The organism is Frankia sp. AiPs1 (genome assembly GCF_023716945.1).
GTDB lineage: Bacteria > Actinomycetota > Actinomycetes > Frankiales > Frankiaceae > Frankia.
This window is the reverse complement of sequence record NZ_JAMQQF010000471.1, coordinates 1-4,796: the sequence shown is the minus strand read 5'-3', so window position 1 is coordinate 4,796 and position 4,796 is coordinate 1. Positions and strand designations below refer to the sequence as shown.

Below are 4,796 nucleotides of genomic sequence, written 5' to 3'. Positions count from 1 at the left end.
GGGCCGCATCCGCACGAAGCGGGCCCGATCCGCGCTACCCGGACACCGAGTCCGCGGCGGCCAAGGCGGCCCGGATCCGAGCGCGGTGAGCGCCTCGACGAGCCCGGTCCCGGTCAGCCGTTCGACTGCGGCGGCCACGTCGGTGAGCGGCAACGCCCGGCGCCCCGCAGGCACGGACCGTTCCACCATGACTCCGAGGCGGCGGCGTCCCTCGGCCGGCAGCGCGGGCAGGGTGAGCCGACCGCGCCAGTCCAGGCCGTTGCGGTCCAGCGCGGCCGCGACAGCCTGCCACAGCGGGCGCAGCGCCGGATCGGCCAGGAACGGGTGCGCCTTGATGGATCGGGCGCCGGCCTCGTCATCGCGTGGAACCATGCTCGCAGCCCATGCTCGTAACCGTCGGTGGCCTCACAGCAGCGTCGCCTGCGCGGGCTCGCCTGCCGGTTGTTCGCCTCGAGGCTCGCTGACGGTCACGCGGGCGGCGAACCGCGCGGCGGCCGGACGGGGGCGCAGCCGGCCGTCGGGCTCCCACCGGACCAGCCCCATCGAGGCGAGCAGCCCCACTGCCTCGTCGCGCAGCCGCGCCGGGTCGGCCACGGCGTCCTTGCGCCAGTACCGGCCGTACCGGTCGAGCAGATCGTCGAGCTCGTCGTCGACGGCGTCCACGGTGGCGCCGTCGCGGTGGCGGGCGACGAGCGTCTCGACGAGCAGCAGCGCCGCGTGCGCCGTCGTTCCGCCAGCGGGAAACGCCAGGTCACTGCATCCCCCGTCGACATCGATGGCGGCGACCCCTTCGGCCCGGGCCTCGACGAGCAGGCCGAACATCTCCTCGCAGTAGCGGGCCTCCTCGCCGAAGCGTCGGCGCAGCTCCGCCCAGTCCTCGGGCGCCACGTCGTCGGCGTACAACACCGGGTCCTCCACCAGCCGTCGGCGCAGCGCCGCCCGACCGCGACCCTCGCCCCCGGCCCGTTCCAGCAGGTCGACGGCCGAGCGCGCCCCCACCAGCGCGGGCGCGGGCAGCATCGCCAACCGATCGTTGCGGATCTCCAACAGGGCGTCCGCACCCTCGTCCGTCTCGTAGCCGCTGACCGACCGGTCCAGTTCACGCACCACGCCGTGCTCGATGAGGAACCGCAGCGCGGTGACGAGGGCCCGCCGTTCCCCCGCGGCACCGTCCAGGGCGATCTCGGCGTCGGCCGCCGCGGACCGCACCTGCAGCACGAGGTCGCGCAGGCTGATCCGGTCGGGGCCCGCCGCCGTCGCGGCCAGGACCAGGGCGAGTACGACGTACTGGCGGGTGGTGAACGGATGGTCCGTGTGGGTGCGCAGCGGCCGGTCGGGCGGGACGTAGCCGGACTTGACCAGCCGGGCCGTGTCCGCGCCGACGACGAGCCGGTAGCCCAGCCGCTGGGTGAACCAGCGGTCGAGCAGGTCGGCGTGCCGGCGGATCAGGACGAACAGCGTCCGGTCGGCCTCGGCCAGGCGCCAGGGCCGGGCGAGCAGCGCCCGTCCGGCGGTCGCCAGCTCGCCGGCCCGCTGCGGGTCGTCGCCTGCCGTCGCACTGCCTGCCGTCGCACTGCCTGCCGTCGCGCCGGCCGCCATCATGCGTCCCGCAGCGGGAGCAGGGTCAGGGCGAGGTCGTGCACCGTCAGGGAGCCGGCCGGGGTGCGCAGCACGGTCGGTTGCCCCGGGCGCCGTTCGACGACGCAGCGCAGCCCGTCGGCCTCGGCCTCGCCCTTCGACCGGCTCGGTCCCATCGCCGCGACGGCCGGCCCCAGCAGGCGTTGCAGGCGGGCCAGCGCCGCCTCGGACAGCGGGGTGCCGTCACCGAGCGCACCGTCGGGGCCGGCGGCGGCCAGCAGTTCCTGGCGCGCCGCGGCCGCTCGCTCCTCCGCCGCCCGGCGCCGGGCCAGCAGGTGCGCCCGCTCCCGCGAACGGTCGAGCATCTGCCCGGAGCGGCCCCGGTTGGTGGTGTCGCCGCGCTGGCGCAGGCTGACCGGGACCTGCGCCACCGGTGCGTTCCACCACGACGTGGCGGACGGGACGGGGTCGGTCTCGTCGCCGGCCGCCGCGGCGAGGTGCCGGGCGCCGAACAAGCCGAAGGCGGCGGCCGCGAGCCGGTGCGACTCCTGCGGGTTGTCGCGGCCGGCCTGCTCGAACCAGGCGGCGAGGCGCAGGTAGTCGGCCCGTCGGGAGGTGCCGCCGACGCCGGAGCGGGACAGCCGGGTGAGGTTCTGGGTCAGGGTGCGCACCGCGTTCACCGCATCGTGGCCGAGGGTCGCGACCCGGCTCGGGGTGCCCGGCCGCCCGAGGAACCAGGCGGTGAGGTTCTCCCAGTCCGCCGCGCTGCTGCCGTGCTCGGCTCGGACACGTACCCCGGTCAGGCCCGCCTCGGCGACCCGCGCGGCCAGACCGTCGCGGGCTCGGGCCACCAGGACGCCCACGTTCGGGGCCAGCGCGGCGAGCAGCGCGGCGATCGGTCGGGCCCGGCGTTCCAGCGCCTCCAGCCGCTCGCCGACGTAGCCGACGAGGACCTCGGAGAAGAACGCGAACTCGGTCTCGTCGAGGTCGAACCGCGACTGCCACTGGTTGATCGCGGCGAAGAACTGGGTGATCTCGGCGGAGAAGGCGCGGTGCGGGTCGAAGACGGCTCGGACGTGGTCGGCGAGCACCGCCGGGTCGGCCCGGTCGAAGTCGAGCCGCAGCAACGCCTCCAGCGCGGCGGCGAGCGCATCGAGCCGGCCGAGGGAGATGTCACGGACGTCGTCGACCTGGGCGAGTACGCCTTCGACGAGTTCGTGTACCTCCTGCCCGATCCGAGTGATGAGATACCGGTTGCGGCGCCGGTAGTAGTCGGCGACGGTGCTGACCGTGCCCACCGACGCCGACACGTCGAGGTTGCCCCACTCCCGTAGCTTCTCCAGCCGGCCGGCGACCGCCTCGATCGGGAGGATCACGCCTGTCTCGGCGAGCCGGGCGGTGACGTCGTCCGGGGTGAGCTCGGCGAAGAAGGTTCCCGCAAAGATCCCAAGGATCACCCGGTAGTCCGGGCTCTCGGTGACGTAGGCGAACACCGAGGCGTGCACCTCGCCCCGGCCCACGCCGGTGGCGTCCCTCGTCCCGGCGGGTTCGGCGTCCCTCATCGGGACGCGACCGCCAGCTCGGTGCGCGCCCGGCCGTCCCAGTGGTAGTGGACCAGGGCGATCGTGCGCAGGTCCGGGTCGCGCAGCACCTCGATGATCGACAGTTCGGGCACGTCCGCGTGGGTGCCGAACAATCGCTCGCTTGTCACGACGAAGTCGAGATCCAGGCTCACCAGCAGGCCGAACAGCCGGGCGTGGTTGTCCTCCGACACCTTCGCGAAGGCGTCGTCGAGCAGGATCAACCGGGGCGCGCCGACGCCGTGTGGATCGTGGGCGGCCGCCGAGGCGGAGGCCGCCGCCGCCATCGGCAGGTAGGTGACGAGCTTCTTCTCCCCCTCCGACAGCCGGGTCCGCCGGCTGAGCAGCTCGTCGGCGCGCCCCGGCCGGCACAGGTAGATCCGCAGCTCGTGCCAGCTCCGGTAGTCCAGCACGTCGCCGATGACATCCCGGTAGGACGCCTCGGGCCGATCGCGGCGCTCGTCGTCGACGAGACCGGCGACCGCGGCGCGCACGGCGGCGTCCTCCTCGGCGGTGCGCGCGTCCGGGTCCTTGGCCAGCAGCCGCAGCGCGGTGGCGGTGGCGGGGTCGAGGTTGCCGCGGGTCCGCCAGTCGAGCCGGACGCCGATGCCCTGGCTGGTCGTCACCGCGGTGAGGACCGCGTTCATCCGCTCGATCAGCTCCCGGGCGTCGAACAACGCGCGGGCGACCTCCTGGGCGACCCGGCCGTGCAGCAGGTTGCGCAGCGCCTGATCCTGCTGGGCGGTGAGCAGCCCGCGGGCGCGGCGCAGGTCGGCCGCGACCTGGACGGTGGCGTCGGACAGCACGCGGCGGCCGTAGGGGCCGGACACCTCCACGGCCAGCGGTGCGCCGTCCGAGCCGCGGCGGGACTCCGCGTCCCAGCCGGCACCCAGACCGTCCCGGATGGCGCGCAGCGAGCGGTGCAGTGCGTCCTCGCTGACGTCGCGTTCAGGCTCCGGCACGCGTTCGCTCAGCCAGGAGACCAGCCGAGACGTTCCGTCGATGGTGTCCGGGGTCGACGGAGGTTGTAGCTGCCCGTCCTGCGCCGGCGGCCCGTCCTGCGTTGGCGGTCCGTCCGGGCCGTCGGGCTCGATGCCGCTCGGACGTTGCCGGGCGGACGCCGTGAGCAGGCCGTCGACCGTGGCCACGGCGAGCAGCTCCGTCCGCTGGTCCCGGCAGGCCCGCTCGGCTCGTTCCGCGGCATTCGCGGCGCTGTCCGCCCTCTCCCGCGCCGACACCGACATGCCGAACGCCTCGGTGTGGGCGCGGCGGGCGGCAGCCAGCTCGCCGTCGATCTGGCCGCGCCGGGCGTCAAGTTGGATGATCTGCTCGGCAACCCGGCGCGGTTCCTCACCGAGCGCCGCGAGGGCTGCGGCCAGCTCCTCGGTGGCCGTCTCGGCGGCCAGCCCCGTCTCGGCCGCCTCCTCGGCGGCCCTGGTCAGGGTGTCGGACTCCGCGACGAAGGCCGCGACGGCCGCCGCCCAGTCGTCAAGGGAACGTCGGGCGGCCTCCACCCGTCCCGACATCCGGTCCAGCTCCGCCTGGGCGTCGGTGACCGCCGCCGCGGCGGCGGCCAGCGCGTCGTCGTCGAGGGGCAGCCGGGCGGCCGCGGCCCCGGTCTGGGCCCGTGCCCAGGTC

3 protein-coding genes and 1 pseudogene are annotated in these 4,796 nt (G+C 75.2%); all 4 read right to left on the bottom strand.

Features of this window, described 5'->3' with window-relative positions; all coding sequences use genetic code 11:
* Nucleotides 1-372 (bottom strand): annotated as a pseudogene (locus tag ND748_RS25480) (hypothetical protein); the annotation flags it as partial.
* 33 nt (nucleotides 373-405) lie between these two features.
* Nucleotides 406-1,599: a TIGR02678 family protein gene (locus ND748_RS25475; protein ID WP_251748591.1), complete on the bottom strand. Its 1,194-nt coding sequence runs from the start codon at nucleotides 1,597-1,599 to the stop codon at nucleotides 406-408.
* Nucleotides 1,599-3,140, bottom strand: a complete 1,542-nt coding sequence (locus ND748_RS25470; protein ID WP_251748589.1) for a TIGR02677 family protein — start codon at nucleotides 3,138-3,140, stop codon at nucleotides 1,599-1,601. Before ND748_RS25470 ends, ND748_RS25475 begins: the two co-directional genes overlap by 1 nt.
* A partial coding sequence (locus ND748_RS34240; protein ID WP_285902682.1) for an SbcC/MukB-like Walker B domain-containing protein occupies nucleotides 3,137-4,796 on the bottom strand: 1,660 nt, incomplete at its 5' end. The genes ND748_RS25470 and ND748_RS34240, both read right to left, overlap by 4 nt.